The organism is Actinomadura rugatobispora (genome assembly GCF_055379765.1).
This window is the reverse complement of sequence record NZ_AP029191.1, coordinates 6,993,149-7,008,450: the sequence shown is the minus strand read 5'-3', so window position 1 is coordinate 7,008,450 and position 15,302 is coordinate 6,993,149. Positions and strand designations below refer to the sequence as shown.

The following is a 15,302-nucleotide window of genomic DNA, read 5'->3' as shown; positions in this document are numbered from 1 at the left end:
TAAGCCCCCTCAGCTAGCTCAGCAGGTCGGTCAGGTCGGCGTCCTCGTCGCGCAGGACGTCCGGGTCGGGGGCGAGGCGGGCGCCGATCAGCTCCCGCGCGACGGCCACCTCGCCGCCGCGGTCGGCGCCGAACGCGGCCCGCAGCACGCCCCCGGCCAGGTAGAACGCGACGAAGTCGAAGTCCTCCAGCCGACCCCGCACCACCATCCGGTCCGCGTCGCCGGTGAACCCGGTGAACTGGAGGTTCCGGTCGAACTGGTCGGACCAGAACCAGGGGGACGCGGCGTGCGCGGTCCGCCTGCCGAGGATGTTCTTGGCGGCGGCCATACCCTGCGCGTTGGCGTTGTCGAAGTGCTCGGCGCGGATCCGGCGGCCGAACAGCGGGTGGTGGAAGCTGGTCACGTCCCCGGCGGCGAACACGCCCTCCTGGCCGGTGCGGCAGTACTCGTCCACCACGATCCCGCCGTCCCCGGCGATCTCGACCGCCGAGCCGGGTCCGGCGGCCGGCTCGGCGTTGGGCACCATGCCGGCGCCGACCACGACCACCTCGCCCTCGACGGTCGCGCCGCCGCTGGTGGTGACCACGGCGGCGGTCGCGGTCTCCCGGTACGACTCGACCTTCTCGCCCGTCCGCAGGTCCACCCCGGCGGCGCGCTGCAGCGCGGCCAGCGCGTCGCCCATCAGTTCGCCGAGCGCCCGTCCCAGCGGCTGCCCGGCCTGCTCGATCACGGTGACCTCGGCGCCCAGCCCGCGCGCCGTCGAGGCGACCTCGGAGCCGATGAACCCGGCGCCGATCACGATGACCCGGGTGCCCGGCCGCAGCTCGGCGCGCAGCCGTTCGGCGTCGGCGAGGGTGCGCAGGTAGCGGACCCGCTCGCCCTCCACGCCCGGCAGCCGCCGGGGCCGCCCGCCGGTCGCGATCAGCACCGCCCCGGCCGTCTCGGCGGAGCCGTCGGCGTACTCGACCGCGCGGCCGCCGGCCCGGATCGCGGTGACCCGCGTCCCCAGGCGCAGCTCCACGGCGTTGGACGCGCACCACTCCGGGGTCAGCAGGCACAGCTCGTCGCGGTCCTGGTCGCCGGTCAGGTACTCCTTCGACAGCGGCGGCCGCTGGTAGGGCGCCTCCGGCTCCTCGCCGACCAGCGTCAGCCGGCCGTCGAAGCCGCGGCGGCGCAGGGTGCGGGCGGCGACCGCGGCGGTCTGCCCGGCCCCCGCGACGATGACGGACTCGATCATCACAGCTCCTCGTCCGGGACGGCCGCGGCGGCCGGCGCGGCCGGCACCCGCGCGCCCGGGTCGACGTAGACGACTCCGGCCTCCACCCGCACGGGGTAGGTGGGCTGGCACTCCTCGCGGTCCTCGATCTCGCCGGTCGCCGGGTCGATCTTCCACTGGTGGCCGGGGCAGATCACCCGGCCGTACAGCAGCGTCCCCCTGGTCAGCCGGCGCTGCTTGTGCACGCAGACGTCGTCCAGCGCGTACACGGTCTCGCCGACCAGGAACAGCGCGATGTCCCGCCCGGCGACGGTGACCGCGAGCCGCTTGCGGCGGCGCACGTCCGCCAGGCGCGCGGCCTCCACCCACTGGTCCGTCGTCGTCATCTCACTCCTCGATCGCTCGTGGGGCCGCCGGGCGGCGGCGGGCGGGCGCCGTGCCTCATCGCCCGCCGCCTCCCGGGGCCCCGTCCGGGTCAGGCGGCCCGGGTCAGGCGGGGCTGCCGACCAGGTCGGGCTTGACGTAGGTGTCGTAGAGGCCCTGGGTGTAGGAGAAGCGCATCTCAGCGCCCCACCGGCACAGCAGCAGGGAGCGCTGCTGGAGTTCCGGGGTGTCGGCGTGGTCCAGGACGATCTGGTAGCCGCGCTCGCCGTGCACCACGTCCGAGGTGATGTGCAGGTCGAAGAACTCGATCTCGTCCTCGGTGAACCCGTACACCTCGCGCAGCGGCACGATCTGCTTCTTGTAGATGCTCGGCACCTGCGACTCCAGCCCGACCACCAGCGCGGCGGTCGCGACCACGAAGTGCTCGCGCATCGCGACCGCGTAGCACCACGCCTGGAGGCCCCGGGTGATGGCGTTCATGTTGGAGGGGTCCTCGACCCGCTCCTTGGTGGTCCCGCACGCCTCGGCGAACCGGATGAGCAGGTCGGTGTGCCGGATGTCGGCCAGCTCCTCCTCGTACATGTTCTGGAGCGTGAAGTCCTTGGCCGCGGTGAACTCGTCGGGGGTGTTGGCGTAGACGTGGGCGAGGTAGTCGGCGAACGGGCCCACGTAGTGGTAGTGGTTCTCCGCCCAGCGGGCGAAGTGCTCGCGCTTCAGCTCGCCCTCGGCCCAGGCGCGGCTGAACGAGGCGTTCTTCGCCTCCCGCCCCTTGATGGCATTCTCGAGTTCCTTACGGAAATCGTCCTTGGAGAGCAGTTCCGCCATTTTCGGGCTCCTTTCCATCCGTCTTTCGAAGTTAGGTGGGCGCCGGCCCGGTCCGCCATGGCCGGAACGCACAGCACCGGGGCCGTCGCGTGTGCAGTGTGCACCCTGTAGCCGCTGCTCAGGGGGAGATGTAGACGCTCTTCTCCTGCGTGTAGAAGAGCATCATCGAGTCGCCCGCCTGCTCTTTGAATGTCTGCGTGCTGGATTCCTTGAGGCCCCCGAACGGCACCGTCATCGCCATTCCGGAGGTCGGCTGGTTGACCTTGACCAGGCCGCTGCGGACGCGCCGGGCGAAGGCGAGGGCGCGGTCCAGGTCGCGGGTGACGATGCCGGCGGAAAGGCCGTATTCGGTGTCGTCGGCGAGCGCGATCGCCTCGTCCAGGTCCGCGGCGCGCTGGAAGGCGAGCACCGGCCCGAAGATCTCCTCCCGGGCGATCCGCATGCCCGGGGTGACGCCGGCGAACACGGCCGGGGTCACGAAGAAGCCGGACTCGTCGTCGAGGCGGCGGCCGCCGGTGAGGAGCTTGGCGCCCTCCTCCTCGCCGATCCGGACGTACTCCAGGACCTTGCGGAGCTGGAAGTCGGCGGCCAGCGGCCCCATGTCGACGCCCTCGTGCAGGCCGTTGCCGACCGTCCGGGACTCGGCGAGGCGGACCACGCGCTCCAGCAGGGCGTCGTGGACGGCCTCGTGCGCGATGACACGGCTGGTCCCGGTGCACGCCTGGCCGCTCAGCCCGTACGCGCCCTTGACGATGATCTGCGCGGCGCGGTCGAGGTCGGCGTCGTCCAGGACGATGACCGGGTTCTTCCCGCCCATCTCCAGCTGGCTGCGGCGGGACGGGCCGACGTCCGCGTGGATCGCGCGTCCGGTCGCGGTCGACCCGGTGAACGTCACCGCGCCCACGCGGGGATCGGCGGCGAGCGCGGCACCGGGTTCGGCGCCGCCGTGGACGAGGGCGATGGCGCGCGGCGGCAGCCCGCCCGCGAGCAGCGCCTCCACCAGCCGCTGCGCGAGCAGGGGCGTGACCGGTGACGGCTTGAAGACCACGCCGTTGCCGGCCGCCAGCGCCGGCCCGAGCTTGCGGGACGGGATGTTCAGCGGGAAGTTCCACGGCGTGATGGCGCCGACCACGCCGACCGGCTCGCGGCGCGTGTAGACCAGGCCGCCGTCATCGGCGGGGTAGGACGTGCCGGTGATGCGCAGCGCCTCGGCCGCGTAGAAGCGCAGGTTCTTGGGGGTGCGGCCGGTCTCCATGGCGGCCTCGGCCCGGGTCTTGCCCTCCTCCCGGACCAGTTCCTCGGTGAGGTCCCCGGCCCGTTCCTCCAGCCAGTTCGCGGCCGCCTCCAGCACCCCGGCGCGGCGCTCGGCGGGGGCGGCGGCCCATTCGGCGGCGCCTTCGGCCACGGCGCCGATCGCGGCGGTCATGTCGGCCGCCGACGACTCGGGGAACTCGCCGACCAGGTCGTCGCGGTCGGCGGGGTTGCGGCGGGCGAAGGCGCGGCCGCCGGCGGCGGGCGCCCACTCCCCCGCGACGAAGTTCAGCCCGGCGTGCGGTGGTCGGGTCTGCATGCTCAGCGGTCCTCGCTTTCCTGTGGAGCGGCTGTCTGCGGGACGAGGGCGAGCGCGGTCAGCTCGACCTCGACGGGGGCGCCGCCGGGCAGCGCCCGCACGCCGATGGCGCTGCGGGCGGGCAGCGCCGCGTCCGGGGTCAGCTCCGCCAGCGCGGCGGACGCGCCGTCGGCGACGGCCGACAGCTCGGTGACGCCGTCGTCGCAGGCGACGTACACGGTCATGCGCAGCCAGGTGCGGATCCGTTCGGGCCCGCCGGCCGCTGCGGCGACGGCGGAGACCGCGTTGCGGGCGGCGAGCCCGGCCGCGTCGCGGGCGGCGGTCAGGTCCACGTCGCGGCCGACCAGGCCGGTGACGGTGAGCGTCCCGTCGCGTCGCGGGGTCATGCCCGCACTCGTCACGAGGTGAAGGCCGGGATCGCAGGGGGCGATGACGGCGGGCACGTAGTCGCCCTGGGGACGGGGCGCGTCCGGCAGCCCCGCCTTCTCACTGGACACCGAGGGCCACTCCGTCCTGCCTTGGGTCGGACGCGCCGAGCAGCGCGCCCGTGTCCGCGTCCACCGAGATGATCTGGGCGCTGCCGCCCGCCGCCCACGGCCCCTGGACCCGGACGTCGTGCCCCAGCGCGCGCAGCGCATCGAGGCGGGCGCGGCCGAGGCGGGACTCGCAGCGCAGCTCCGGCGGCTGCCCGATCACGTCGGCGTCGCTGCCGGGGTGCACGGTGAAGCGGGGCGCGGCCACCGCCGTGGCCGGGTCGAGGCCGTGGTCCAGCAGGTGCGACAGCAGCTGCGCGTTCCACTGGACCTGGCCGTCGCCGCCCGGCGTGTTGCCGACGTGCCGCAGCGCCCCGTCCCGGCCGGTGACCAGCCACGCGTTGAGGGTGTGCAGGGGGCGGCGGCGCGGGCGGACCTCGTTGGGATGGCCGTCGATCAGGTACGCGCCCCGGCCGAGCCGGTTGTTGAGCACGATGCCGGTGCCGGGCACCGACACGCGGGCGCCGAAGGTGAACGCCAGCGAGTGGATCAGGCTCACCGCCGTGCCGTCGCCGTCCACCACGACCATCGAGGTGGTGTCGCCGTCGACCGGGACGGCCGGGGTCGCGGGCGCGGGCGGGTCGCCGGCGTCGAGCCGGGCGCGCGCGGCGGCGACGGCGTCCGCGGTGAGCAGGCTCTTCCAGTGGTCGTTCTCGGACCCGCAGCCGGCGAACCGGTCGGCGAACGCCAGCCGCGCCGCACCCGCCGCCCGGTGCACGGCCTCCGCCGACAGCCACGGCAGCCCGGCGAGGACGCCGTCGTTGAGGAGGGCCTGCTGCAGCATCATCCAGCCGGGCGTGGGCGGCGGCGTCTGGTGGACGGTGACCCCCTGGTAAGCGCAGGTCAGGGCGTCACCGACCAGCGCCTCACCGGTCGCCGCCCACTCCCCGCCGCTGAACGGCGCGCCCGCGCCCGCCAGCGAGGACACGGCCCGCTCGGCCGTCTCGCCCGTGTAGAAGGAGGCGGGGTCGGCGGCGACGCGGCGGAGGGTGGCGGCCAATTCGGGCTGCCGCAGCGGGGCGCCGACGCGGGGCGGGGCGCCGCCGGGAAGGTAGACGGCCGCCGTGCCGGGGTCGCGGGACAGCGCCGCGCGGCGTTCGACGACGTCGTCCCGCGTCTTGTAGGTGCAGGGCAGCCCCCGCTCCGCCATCCGCGCGGCGGGCTCCCAGAGGCGGGGCAGGCCCCAGGAGGCCGCGTCGGCGTGCAGCGCGGCCAGCGCGGCCACCGCCCCGGGGACGGCGACGGCCAGCGGCCCCTCCAGCGGCACGGCGTCCAGGCCGCGCTCCCGGTAGAAACCGGGGTCGCCGCCGTCCGGGCCGAACCCGCTGCCGCCGAACGCGGTGACGGTGCCGTCCGGACGCCGCAGCAGGACGAACGCGTCACCGCCGATCCCGCACTGCCCCGGCAGCGCGAGCCAGGACGCGGCGGCCATCGCCAGGGCCGCGTCCACGGCGTTGCCGCCCGCTTCCAGGACGTCCACGCCGATCCGGCTCACCGCCGGGTGGCTCGAGGCGGCCATCCCGCCGGTCCCGACCGTGGGGCCGCGCCCCTGGCAGCCGAACTCCCCCGCCAGGGCGCGCGCCGCCGCATCCCGTCCTTCGGCCGCCTCGGCCGCCGGCACTGCTGGTTCTGCTGGCATGACCCCAGTGTCAGGGCCGGGTCGGGGCGTCCGACATGGACCGAATGCCGAAGATCAGCGCCCTTCCTTGGGCAGTGCGCACATCGGGCGGCGCCGAGCCGTTCGGTCGGCGGCCCGCCCGGCACGATGCACAAAACGACCACGGCCGGGCTGTGCACGTTCCTCATTGTTCATCGACGGGCCATCCAGCAGATTCTCTGCAACCACTCGCGAGCCTCGCCTCGTCCCCGAGGTCGACAAGGAGGTGGTGGCGTGGAGATCGGCGCCGCCCACTGGGTCTTTCTGTCCGGGATCGTACTGATCATCGCGGTCATGATCGCTCGCAGGAACGTGGTGGTCCCCGCGATCGCGGCCACCTTCTGCACCGCGCTCGCCTACACCGGGAACCCGGTGACGGCACTCCAGTCGCTGTTCAACGCCAGCCTCACCGCGGCCTCCGAGCTGTTCAACATCTTCCTGATCATCGCGCTGGTCACCGCGCTGCTCGGGGCGCTGCGCGCGCTGGGCGCCGACCGCCGGATGGTGGAGCCGTTCCGGCACGTGATGCGCAGCGGGCACTCCTCGTTCTGGGTGATCGCCGGGATGACCTACCTGATCAGCCTGTTCTTCTGGCCGACCCCGGCGGTGCCGCTGATCGGCGCGGTGCTGCTGCCGGCCGCGATCTCCGCCGGGCTGCCGCCGGTCGCCGCCGCGCTGGCGATCGCCATCGCCGGGCAGGGCATGGCGCTGTCCAGCGACTACGTCATCCAGGTCGCCCCCGGGCTGTCGGCCAAGGCCGCGGGCGTGGGCACCACCGAGGTCGCCGACCGCGCCATGGTCCTGTCGCTGATCACGGGCGCGGTGGCGCTGGCGCTGGTGTACGTGATGCAGCGCCGGGAGTTCCGGGAGCCCGACGTCCGGCACCTGGTGGCCTGGGAGACGGGCACGGTGGAGCCGGCGGTGCGGGTCAGGCGCAGGCTGTTCCTCTTCGCCTCCCGTTCCGGCGGTTCCGGCGCCGCGGCGGAGACCGCGGAGACCGTCCACGAGAAGGTGAAGGCGGCCGAGGGCGCCGAGGCGAGGACCGCCTCCGGCGGCTCGGCGGGCGCGGGACGCGACGACGCCGCGGGCGCCGCCACGGCCGTGCTCGACCGCGGGCCCGCCCGCCGCGACGCCATGACCGACGCCGCCCTGTCCGCCGGCGGCCCCGGCTCCGGCTCCGGCGGGGACGCGGGCGCCGACCGCGTACGGCGCTCCAAGCTGTTCGCGCTGCTGGTCCCGCTGACCCTCGCCGGGCTCGTCGGCTACATGCTGCTCGGCAAGTTCACCGGCGCCGTCCCCGAGGTCGTCGGCAACGACGCCGCGGCCCTGGTCGGCGGCGCCACCGTCCTGCTGCTCCTGGTCGCCGCGCTGATGGGCGACGGCCGGGGCTGCCTGGAGACCTGCGCCGAGCACATCGTGGACGGCCTGGTCTTCGCGGTGAAGGCGATGGGCGTGGTGATCCCCATCGCCGGGTTCTTCTTCCTCGGCAACGCCGACTTCGCGGGGAAGATCCTGGCGCTGGACGAGGGCGCCAAGGCCCCCGGCTTCCTGTTCGACCTGGTGACCAGGATCGAGGGCGCGATCCCCGACAACGGGATCATCGTCGGGCTGGGGCTGCTGCTGATCGGCATCCTCACCGGCCTGGACGGCTCCGGGTTCTCCGGGCTGCCCCTGACCGGCTCGCTGTCCGGCTCGCTCGGCCCGGCCGCGGGCGTCGACCCGGCGCTGCTGGCCGCCATCGGGCAGATGGGGAGCATCTGGGCGGGCGGCGGCGTGCTGATCGCCTGGTCGTCGCTGCTGGCGGTGGCCGGTTTCGCCCGCGTCTCCGCGCTGGAGCTGGTGCGCCGCTCGTTCCTGCCCGTCATCGCGGGCCTCGTCGTGTCCACCCTGATCGGAATCGCGATCTTCTGAGGAGCCCGTTGACCACGTCCGCCACCACTCCGACCCCGCCCCCCGCCGCCCCGGACCCGGCCCGGCCCGCAACGGCCGGACCGGGTCCGTCCGGCCGCGGAGCCAGGCGCGCCCGCGCCGCCCTGCTGATCGCCCTGACCTTCGCCGCCGGGGTCATCGACATCGTCGGCTTCCTCGGCATGCACCAGGTCTTCACCGCCAACATGACCGGCAACATCGTCCTGTTCGGCATGGCGGCGGGCGAGGGCTCGGGCGCCGAGCTCGCGCGCTGCGGCGCGGCCACGGTCGCGTTCGCGCTGGGCCTGCTGCTGGGCTTCCGGATGTCCGGGCGCGGCGACCCCGAGCGGGTCTGGCCGCCCGCCGTGACCCGCGCGCTGGCCGCCGACCTGGTCCTGCAGCTGCTGTTCCTGGCCGGCTGGATCGCCACCGGCGCCCGTCCCGAGGGCGGCACCCTGCTCGCGCTCGTCGCCCTGTCGTCGGCCGCGATGGGCGTGCAGACCGCCGCGGCGCGCACGCTGGCGGCCGACGGCATCACCACCACGTTCGTCACCGGCACCCTCACCTCGATGATGGGCGCCCTGGCGATCGGCTCGGCGGCGGCCTCCGGACTGCGCACGGCCGTGATCGCCGCGCTCGCCGCCGGCGCGGCGGCCGGCGGGGCGCTGATGGGCCCCGCGCCGATCGTCGCCGGGGCGCTGGGGCCCGCGATCGTCCTGGCCGTCATGCTGGCCGCGCTCCCCCTGCACCGCCGCCGCCTGGCCTAGCCAGGGCCGGACGGCTCAGGAACGGCCGTCCCAGCGGGCGCGGCGCATGTCCACGCGGCGGCCGTCCGGGCGCATCGGGGTCCCCTCCACCCGGTACTCCTCCAGGGCCTCGACCTCGTGCCCGGACGGCGGGCTGCCGTCGGCGCGGATCACCCGCCACCACGGCACCCCGCCGCCGTACAGGGACATCACCCGGCCGACCTGGCGCGGGCCTCCGCTCCCCACCAGCTCGGCGATGTCGCCGTACGCCAGGACGCGGCCGGGCGGAATCCGCTCGACCGCGTCCAGTACGGCCTCGGCGTAGTCATCAGGGTCCGCTCGCACCCGCCGATTCTGACGCCCCGCTGTCCGGCTCCGCCACCGGGCGCCGGGGCCGGGCGGGGAGGCCGCAGCGCGAGCGCCAGCGCGACCCCGATCGCGACCAGGCCCGCGAAGATCAGCCCGCCGAAGCCGCCGAGGATCGCGGGGTCGTACGGCACCGCCCGCACGGGTGCCGGCGGGCCGTCGCCCCCGAAGTGCGCCGCGTCCTTCACGGCCGACGGCGCGGCGGCACCGGTCGCCGGGGCGGGCCTCTCCGAGAGCGCGCGCGCCGCGGTGAGCGCCCCCATCGCGCTCAGGTACCCGTAGCCGAGTTCGGTGTCGTACCGGCCGCCCCCCTTGGGGTGCCGGGCGGACGAGGTGACGGCCTCCACGACCTGCGGCGGGGTGAGCTTGGGGTACTCCGACCTGACCATCGTGACCGCCGCCGTCACCCAGGCCAGGGCCACCGAAGGCCCCCAGAACTCGTAGGGCCGGTCCCCCGGCCCGGTCGTGGCCACCTTGATCCCCGGCGCGGACACCGCGACCGCCGTGCTGGCGGCGGTGTACTTCTTGTGGCGGCGCCCCTTCGCGTCGGTGGCGCCGACGCCGAGCACCCCGGCCGCGGCGGCCGGATAGCCGGGCTTCGCGGGCTCGTTCTTGGGGTGGGCCGCCGCGACGACCACGGCGCCCTTGGCGGCGGCGTGGACGAGCGCCGAACGGATCAGGCCGCCGGTGGTGGTGTACGCCTCGACGTCGTCCACGCTGGGCTCCACAGCGATGACCTGGGCGCCCCGGTCGGCGGCGTGCCGGATGCCCCGGGCCACGGTCGCGGAGATGTCCTCCTCGTTCCACCAGCGCCCCGCCGCCGCCGTCTCCTCGGCGGGATAGACCCGGACGGGCAGCAGCGTGGCGTCTGACACCACGCCCCGCACCCCCAGCGGCGAGCGCGCGGTGGGCCCGCTCCCGACCAGCATGGTCGCCGACAGCGTCCCCATGAAGGACTTGGGCCGGGGCGTGCCGACGAGGTCACGGCCCTTGCCCAGCGCCCCGGACAGCGTCCGCATGCCGGGCGTCACCCCGTCGCTCAGCAGCGCGATCTTCACACCCTCGCCCTTGGAGACCCGCTGCGCCTCAAGGAAGTCGGTCGCGAACCGCAGGGCCCAGTCCTTCGGCGCCGCGGCCTCGGCCGCGCCCGTCAGCGGCGGGGGCAGACCGAGCAGGAGGGCCGCGGCGGCCGAGGCCGCGGAGAGACGGCGGATCAGCATCGCACGCCCTCCCGCTCGCAGACCGCGGTGGTCGCCGCGAAGATCGCCACGATGCTGTTGAGCCCGGTGCGGGCGAACTCGAACCTCTCCGCGACGGCGCCCGGCGCGGGCCTGCCGCGGTCGGCGACCCAGCCGCTCGCCCGGAAGAACAGGTAGGGCGTCCCGTTGGACTCGATCCCGAAGGCGGCGCGGCGGGCGTCGCCGAAACCGGCCGCGGCCGTCCCCGGGAACGGCACCGCCCGGAGCCCGGTCCGGTCGAGCGCCGCCCGGCTGTACGTGGCGCCGAGATCGCTCTCGGCCCGCAGCGCCCGGGCCGCGTCGGGCATCACCGCGAGCCCGAGCGTCGCGACGAGGGTGCCGGTGTCGTCGACGTAGGTGGCGCGCAGCACCGTACGGCAGCCGTGCCGGTCCATGACGCGCGCGAACGCCGCGTCGAAGGCCCTGGCGCACGAGGCCGCGGGCGCGATCCCGGCCCGCAGGGCGCTCCAGGCCGGCGGATCGACCGCCCGGCCGCCCTCGCTCCTCAGCCGGACGCGATGGTCGAGCCGCGCGGGGAAGATCGCGGACGCCTTCAGGACGCGCCAGCGGACGCCGATCTCCTTCTCGCCCGCGGCCCTGACCTCGCGTTCGGTCGGCTCGCGGGTCAGGTCCGCGACGACGGGCACCGCGCCGCCCACGACGGCCGCCACACCGAGCAGCGCGAGCACGGCGATCGCCGCGATCGAGCGCGCGGACCGCCGGGGACGTCCGGGCGGCGGGGACACGGCCGGGAACGCCGGCGCGGGCAGGGGCTCGGGCGGCGGCGGGACGGTCGGATCAGGAGTCATGGACACGTCGCCAGATACAACTGGCACCGTGTCTCATCATGATCACAACGGCGGGTCCGGAACCGGCCAGTCCGCGGCGTCCCAGGTCAGGAGGGCCCGCCGGGAGGCGGCGGCTCCATCCGCGGATGTCCGGCCGCCCGCGGATCCGGCGGCGGCCACGGCTCGGCACGCGCCGGCACCCCGCCGAACCCCGGCCGGCCGAGCCCCGGTTGCGGACCACCCCACACCCCCGGCCCGGCCAGTGCGAACCCCGCGCCGGGACCGGCCTGGGGCGGCGGCCGCCGCGGATGGCGGCGGGCCAGCATGACCGCGATCACGACGGCCCCGACCGCGCCCGCGACACCGGTCACCGTGACGATCACGATGACCGCGCTCACCCACGCGGGCCGGTGGATCACCTTCACCGGCTCCTGGGCGCCCGTGCCGAAGCGCTGCCCGGCCGGCTTGCCGGCCGCCCCCGCCCGCGGCGTGGTCAGCGCGTCCGACGCGGTCAGCGCCCGGGCCGCGTTGACCTCGCCGAAGCCCACGTTCGGGTCGTAGGTGCCGCTCGGGCCGTGCCGGGTGCCCTGGATGAGCGCCTGCGCGACCAGCGTCGGGGGCAGCTTCGGGTGGCGCGAGCGGATCAGCGCCGCGATCCCCGACACCAGCGCCGAGGAGTCGCTCGTCCCGTCGGTCAGGAAGTAGTCCCCGCCCGGACCGGCGACCGGCAGCCCGGAGCCGGGCGCCGACACCACGACGGAGTAGTTCCGGTTGGAGAACGCGGCACGGGCGTGCCGGGAGTTGGTGGCGGCCACCGCGATCACGCCCGGGAACGCGGCCGGGTAGGAGTACGGCGCGAACCCGTCGCGGTCCAGCCGGTCGCGCTTGTCGCCGTCGTTGCCCACCGCCGAGACCACCACCACGCCCTTGCCGATGGCGTAGCCGATGGCCTCGCGCTCCTGGAGGTCCGCGTCGTTCTTGCCGAGGGACAGGTTGATGACGTCGGCGCCGTTGTCGGCGGCGTACCGGATGCCCCGCGCCACCGCGTCGTCGGCCTGCTCGGAGGTGCGGGCCAGCCGGTAGCTCGGGTCCTCCCGCTCGGCGAGGGCACGGATCGCCAGGATCTTCGCCTCCGGCGCGATGCCCATGACGCCGTCCCGGCCGCCGGGGCCGTGGCCGTGCCCGGCGATCAGCGAGGCCATCCCGGTGCCGTGCATCCGCGTCGGCCTGGTGTCGCCGTCGACGGCCGCCAGCATGTTGGGGCCGCTGATCACCGAGCCGGCGAGGTCGGCGTGGCCGGCGTCCACGCCCGAGTCCACCACCGCGACGGTCACGCCCGAGCCGCGGGTGCTCTTCCACGCGGTCTCCACGTCCAGCGTCGCCATCATGGGACGCTGCCGGTCGCGGACCTCGTCGGCGTGCGCGGGCAACGGCACCGCCACCAGCAGCGCCAGCACGACGCCCGCGGCCGCTCTCCTCATCCGCACGTCAGCACCGCCACTCGCGCCGAGAGCAGTCCGGCAGGGCTTTCTGCGCCAGCGGGCGGGAGATCCCGCGCGCCACCTGCGGCGCCAGCGCGTAGGGATCACCGGGATGCTCCTTGGTGACGGCGGTGGCCGGACGCCCGTCGGCGTGGCCCGAGGTGGTCAGCAACACGTACGGGCCGCCGCGGTCGGCGGTTCGATCCTGCCGGGCGGCGTCGATGAACCGGGCGGCGGCCGTACCAGGAAACGAGACAGCCCGCAGCGCGGGCCGCACCCCGCTGGACCGGTCGGGCAGCGCGGCCGTCGGCAGCTCCTTGAACGCCCGGTCGGCCTTCCAGGCGTCGGCGAACGCGGCCACCCCGACCGTCACGACGACGCCCCGCAACTGGTCGGTGTAGGTGGCGCGGAGCAGGGCGCGGCAGCCGTGCCGGCGCAGCACGGCCGCGATCTCCGGGTCGACGGCGGTCTGGCAGGTGCCCTGCGCGGCGATGCCGACGCGGGAGGCGAACTCGCTCCGGCCGCGGCCGAGGTCGTACCCGACCCGTTCGGGGAAGATCCTCCCCGCGGGCCAGGCCTCCCAGCGCCGCGCCACCTCGGCGTCGGCGGCGCGCTGCAGCTCGGCGGTGGTCGGCTCGCGGTTCAGCATGGCCCAGGCGCCGGTGAGCGCGACCGCGGCGACCACCAGGTAGCAGCAGCCGAGCGCGACGGCGACGACCATCCACTGCCGGGCGTGCAGCCCGAGCACGGTCGCCGGAGGGCCCGATGAGGGGTTGGGGGGCAGGAACGCCACAACCGTCAAGATTAGCTGTGGTTTGACCTGTTGCGCCCTGCCGTCAGGGTGATCAGTCAAGCGGGCGACACTTCCCCGAACCCCCTCCATACGCACTGACGTGCGACTAAGCCCGGCAGGGGGGTTCGGGGAATGCCCTGCGGCATGGCAAGGTTGTGCGGTGGGAGGAAGTACCCCCGTTACAGCCGAGCGTCAGCACAGGAGCACCCACAGTGTCGTTGCCACCTCTGGTAGAGCCCGCGGCGGAGCTCACCCGCGACGAGGTCAACCGTTACTCGCGACATCTGATCATTCCCGACGTGGGGATGGCCGGGCAGAAGCGGCTCAAGAACGCCAAGGTCCTGTGCGTCGGCGCGGGCGGCCTCGGCTCCCCCGCCCTGATGTACCTGGCCGCGGCGGGCGTGGGCACGCTGGGCATCATCGACTTCGACATCGTGGACGAGTCGAACCTGCAGCGCCAGGTCATCCACCGGCAGTCGTCGCTGGGCAAGCCCAAGGCCGAGTCCGCGGCCGACACCGTCCGTGAGATCAACCCGCTGATCGACGTGGTTGTGCACAACACCGCGCTCGACCGCGACAACATCATGGACATCTTCGGCCGGTACGACCTGATCGTCGACGGCACGGACAACTTCGCCACCCGCTACATGGTGAACGACGCCGCCGTCCTGCTCGGCAAGCCGTACGTGTGGGGGTCCATCTACCGGTTCGACGGCCAGGCGTCGGTCTTCTGGGCCGAGCACGGCCCCTGCTACCGCTGCCTCTACCCCGAGCCCCCGCCGCCCGGCATGGTCCCGTCCTGCGCGGAGGGCGGCGTCCTCGGCGTCCTGTGCGCCTCGATCGGCTCCATCCAGGTGAACGAGGCCATCAAGCTCCTCGCCGGCATCGGCGACCCGCTGGTCGGCCGCCTGATGATCTACGACGCCCTGGAGATGAACTACCGCCAGGTCAAGGTCCGCAAGGACCCCGAGTGCCCGCTGTGCGGCAAGAACCCGACGCAGACCGAGCTGCTGGAGGACTACGAGGCCTTCTGCGGCGCCGTCTCCGACGAGGCCGCCGAGGCCGTGAAGGACTCCACCATCTCGGCCACCGAGCTGAAGTCCATGCAGGACCGCGGCGACGACATCTTCCTGGTGGACGTGCGCGAGCCCAACGAGTACGAGATCGTCTCCATCCCGGGCGCCACGCTCATCCCGAAGGGCGAGTTCCTGGACGGCAGCGCCCTGGAGCGCCTCCCCCAGGACAAGAAGATCGTCCTGCACTGCAAGTCGGGCGTCCGCAGCGCCGAGGCCCTGGCCGTCGTCAAGAACGCCGGCTTCTCCGACGCCGTCCACGTAGGCGGCGGCGTCCTGGCCTGGGTCAAGCAAATCGACCCAAGCCTCCCCTCCTACTGACACCGATGGCCCCGGGGCCGGGCCCCGGGGCCACCGCACTCACCCAAGCCAGACCAGCTCCGCTCCCGTCCGCCGCGAAGCACTGTCCGGACTCTGCCACTTGGAGAGCCCCGCCCCTGACGGCGGAACCGTCATGACGAGCCCGCCCGGCAACTCCATCCCGTAGGCCACGACCTCACGCACGGGCTGCTCGTTGTCGTCGTCGTACTCCTGGACCAGCGCGAACATCCGCGCCACCGCACCCCCGGCCAGCTCGGCTACCTCAGCGGCGGCCCGGTCGTCGACGTGGTAGACAAATGATGGTTCGGACTCGTGGATGCCATCCATCAGGGTGCTCCCTTCCGAGCAACCGGGCCGGGACGCCTCCGCCACCACGCGATCAGCGTCCCGGCCCTCCTCTTGA

General features: G+C 74.6%; 15 protein-coding genes. 3 read left to right on the top strand and 12 right to left on the bottom strand.

Features of this window, described 5'->3' with window-relative positions:
• Window positions 1-13: 13 nt before the first annotated feature.
• The 6 genes from ACZ466_RS31380 to ACZ466_RS31355 all read right to left on the bottom strand — a co-directional run bounded on the left by ACZ466_RS31380 (window position 14) and on the right by ACZ466_RS31355 (window position 6,167).
• Window positions 14-1,237, bottom strand: coding sequence for an NAD(P)/FAD-dependent oxidoreductase (locus tag ACZ466_RS31380; RefSeq protein WP_378285066.1), 1,224 nt, complete (start codon window positions 1,235-1,237; stop codon window positions 14-16).
• On the bottom strand, window positions 1,237-1,602 hold the full coding sequence (locus ACZ466_RS31375; protein WP_378285067.1) for a Rieske (2Fe-2S) protein: 366 nt from the start codon (window positions 1,600-1,602) through the stop codon (window positions 1,237-1,239). Before ACZ466_RS31375 ends, ACZ466_RS31380 begins: the two co-directional genes overlap by 1 nt.
• 103 nt (window positions 1,603-1,705) lie before the next feature.
• Entirely contained in the window at window positions 1,706-2,425 is a 720-nt protein-coding gene (locus tag ACZ466_RS31370) for a TenA family transcriptional regulator (RefSeq protein WP_378285068.1), read from the bottom strand.
• 118 nt (window positions 2,426-2,543) lie between these two features.
• A complete protein-coding gene (locus tag ACZ466_RS31365; RefSeq protein ID WP_378285069.1) occupies window positions 2,544-3,995 on the bottom strand; it encodes an aldehyde dehydrogenase family protein in 1,452 nt (483 codons plus the stop codon).
• Window positions 3,996-3,997: 2 nt separating this feature from the next.
• On the bottom strand, window positions 3,998-4,492 hold the full coding sequence (locus ACZ466_RS31360) for a RidA family protein (RefSeq protein ID WP_378285070.1): 495 nt from the start codon (window positions 4,490-4,492) through the stop codon (window positions 3,998-4,000).
• Window positions 4,482-6,167, bottom strand: a complete 1,686-nt coding sequence (locus ACZ466_RS31355) for a gamma-glutamyltransferase (RefSeq protein WP_378285071.1) — start codon at window positions 6,165-6,167, stop codon at window positions 4,482-4,484. The genes ACZ466_RS31360 and ACZ466_RS31355 overlap by 11 nt, the downstream gene beginning before the upstream one ends.
• Before the next feature lie 252 nt (window positions 6,168-6,419).
• Between ACZ466_RS31355 and ACZ466_RS31350 the strand changes: the two genes are divergently transcribed.
• The gene (locus ACZ466_RS31350) at window positions 6,420-8,096 is read left to right on the top strand and encodes a hypothetical protein (protein WP_378285072.1); all 1,677 of its coding nucleotides are present in this window, start codon (window positions 6,420-6,422) and stop codon (window positions 8,094-8,096) included.
• A gap of 8 nt (window positions 8,097-8,104) precedes the next feature.
• The gene (locus tag ACZ466_RS31345) at window positions 8,105-8,860 is read left to right on the top strand and encodes a YoaK family protein (RefSeq protein ID WP_378285073.1); all 756 of its coding nucleotides are present in this window, start codon (window positions 8,105-8,107) and stop codon (window positions 8,858-8,860) included.
• 15 nt (window positions 8,861-8,875) lie between these two features.
• Here ACZ466_RS31345 and ACZ466_RS31340 read toward each other — a convergent pair whose 3' ends face one another.
• The 5 genes from ACZ466_RS31340 to ACZ466_RS31320 form a co-directional block, all read right to left on the bottom strand.
• Complete coding sequence (locus ACZ466_RS31340) at window positions 8,876-9,148, bottom strand: MGMT family protein (RefSeq protein WP_378285236.1); 273 nt, start codon at window positions 9,146-9,148, stop codon at window positions 8,876-8,878.
• Window positions 9,049-10,425: a S8 family serine peptidase gene (locus ACZ466_RS31335; RefSeq protein ID WP_378285074.1), complete on the bottom strand. Its 1,377-nt coding sequence runs from the start codon at window positions 10,423-10,425 to the stop codon at window positions 9,049-9,051. The genes ACZ466_RS31340 and ACZ466_RS31335 overlap by 100 nt, the downstream gene beginning before the upstream one ends.
• A complete protein-coding gene (locus ACZ466_RS31330; protein ID WP_378285075.1) occupies window positions 10,419-11,252 on the bottom strand; it encodes a hypothetical protein in 834 nt (277 codons plus the stop codon). Before ACZ466_RS31330 ends, ACZ466_RS31335 begins: the two co-directional genes overlap by 7 nt.
• An 86-nt stretch (window positions 11,253-11,338) precedes the next feature.
• Window positions 11,339-12,712, bottom strand: coding sequence for a S8 family serine peptidase (locus ACZ466_RS31325; protein WP_378285237.1), 1,374 nt, complete (start codon window positions 12,710-12,712; stop codon window positions 11,339-11,341).
• 7 nt (window positions 12,713-12,719) lie between these two features.
• Window positions 12,720-13,505, bottom strand: coding sequence for a hypothetical protein (locus ACZ466_RS31320; protein ID WP_378285076.1), 786 nt, complete (start codon window positions 13,503-13,505; stop codon window positions 12,720-12,722).
• Window positions 13,506-13,717: 212 nt separating this feature from the next.
• On the opposite strand from ACZ466_RS31320, the gene moeZ reads away from it, so the two are divergent.
• Entirely contained in the window at window positions 13,718-14,899 is a 1,182-nt protein-coding gene (moeZ, locus tag ACZ466_RS31315) for an adenylyltransferase/sulfurtransferase MoeZ (protein WP_378285077.1), read from the top strand.
• Window positions 14,900-14,938: 39 nt separating this feature from the next.
• Here moeZ and ACZ466_RS31310 read toward each other — a convergent pair whose 3' ends face one another.
• The gene (locus ACZ466_RS31310; RefSeq protein ID WP_378285078.1) at window positions 14,939-15,226 is read right to left on the bottom strand and encodes a hypothetical protein; all 288 of its coding nucleotides are present in this window, start codon (window positions 15,224-15,226) and stop codon (window positions 14,939-14,941) included.
• Window positions 15,227-15,302: the final 76 nt, after the last annotated feature.

Bases quoted from the DNA above. Each gene is read 5' to 3' on its own strand.
- ACZ466_RS31380 (WP_378285066.1), bottom strand. From the start codon at position 1,237: ATGATCGAGTCCGTCATCGTCGCGGGGGCCGGGCAGACCGCCGCGGTC.
- ACZ466_RS31375 (WP_378285067.1), bottom strand. From the start codon at position 1,602: ATGACGACGACGGACCAGTGGGTGGAGGCCGCGCGCCTGGCGGACGTG.
- ACZ466_RS31370 (WP_378285068.1), bottom strand. From the start codon at position 2,425: ATGGCGGAACTGCTCTCCAAGGACGATTTCCGTAAGGAACTCGAGAAT.
- ACZ466_RS31365 (WP_378285069.1), bottom strand. From the start codon at position 3,995: ATGCAGACCCGACCACCGCACGCCGGGCTGAACTTCGTCGCGGGGGAG.
- ACZ466_RS31355 (WP_378285071.1), bottom strand. From the start codon at position 6,167: ATGCCAGCAGAACCAGCAGTGCCGGCGGCCGAGGCGGCCGAAGGACGG.
- ACZ466_RS31335 (WP_378285074.1), bottom strand. From the start codon at position 10,425: ATGCTGATCCGCCGTCTCTCCGCGGCCTCGGCCGCCGCGGCCCTCCTG.
- ACZ466_RS31330 (WP_378285075.1), bottom strand. From the start codon at position 11,252: ATGACTCCTGATCCGACCGTCCCGCCGCCGCCCGAGCCCCTGCCCGCG.
- ACZ466_RS31325 (WP_378285237.1), bottom strand. From the start codon at position 12,712: ATGAGGAGAGCGGCCGCGGGCGTCGTGCTGGCGCTGCTGGTGGCGGTG.
- ACZ466_RS31310 (WP_378285078.1), bottom strand. From the start codon at position 15,226: ATGGATGGCATCCACGAGTCCGAACCATCATTTGTCTACCACGTCGAC.